At 53.7% G+C, this 1087-nt stretch carries 1 protein-coding gene; it reads left to right on the top strand.

Annotated elements, in window-relative coordinates; genetic code table 11:
* Positions 1–822: hypothetical protein (locus JTN19_RS14485; protein WP_206934097.1), on the top strand; the 822-nt coding region annotated here is incomplete at its 5' end.
* Positions 823–1087: the final 265 nt, after the last annotated feature.

The following is a 1087-nucleotide window of genomic DNA, read 5'->3' as shown; positions in this document are numbered from 1 at the left end:
GACGGACGACTCCAGCATGGTGCAGCTGCAGCAGGGCATACCGAGCTACCATCTAGATATCTCGAGTCAGCCGTTTATATTAGCAGGCAATTTTTCCCTTGCCTCAACCTAAAAGTGACGCGATGCTTGTTCTTTAACCTTGCAAGTGGGTCATGTATGTCTGTTCTGGATATTCCTCTGCGAAAGGCCCTGCAATTGTTTTATGCACCGCAATCGTTGCGGCGGACAATTTTGAAGGGCGATATTCGGCTTGACCGTCGAAAGGAAGCTGGCGGGAATAGAAGCCAGGGCGGCGATTTCCATTTGCCGTTCTGGTCAGACGTCAAAAAACATATAGCTGGCGACGGCGATCTAGCACAACTTACCGATGACCGCATAAATACAAACAGGAATTTCAAGAGGCTATACCCACTTCTAAAAGACGGCGTTCTGGAGTTGCTGAATGCAAAATTACGGTCGTCAAACCAGATAGTCGAGATCGTCCCCCAAAGTGTGCACGGCAACTTACGAATTGAGGATCTCGGAGGGACAATCCGTACAAGGGATGCGCTCCATGCGCGCGTCGAGGGAAAATATACCCGCGTTGTGTACCCCTACTTCAGTGAGGACCCTATTCTGCCTGAAGAAGGCGGAAGGCTGGGCTTATGGGTGATGCAGAAAGCCCTCACAGGGCTTGATCCAGGCGACATGCGCATTATCGACCCTCTTCGTCGGGCGTTATTCTCCCCGGAGACGACGCCCCTGCAAGGTAACGAAGAGGCGGTTTTCCGCAAGAATTACAAACTGCTGATCGGCGAGTGGGAGCGCTTAAAAAATGAATAGGTAGCGCGAGGTCCCTTCCAGTGAAGGACACCATAAGCGGAACAGCCAAGATAGAAGGCTCCCCGACTCGTTGGCGGAGTTAGCGGTTGGGTCAGTTCGGTCGAGGAAGATGCTGTCGCTCTGGCGCGCACTTCAGCGTAGGAGATACAACGTTAGAATATCGACTTTACGGTCTGCTACCGCCCCGCCTCCGCCGGCACATGCACCTCCTCGCCCAGCATCGTCACGGGCACGGCCTCCAGCACGTCGCCCAGACAAGGCCCTG

Source organism: Roseococcus thiosulfatophilus, assembly GCF_017311575.1.
In the GTDB taxonomy this organism is placed as follows: Bacteria; Pseudomonadota; Alphaproteobacteria; order Acetobacterales; family Acetobacteraceae; genus Roseococcus; species Roseococcus thiosulfatophilus.
This window is presented reverse-complemented; position numbering and strand designations above follow the sequence as displayed.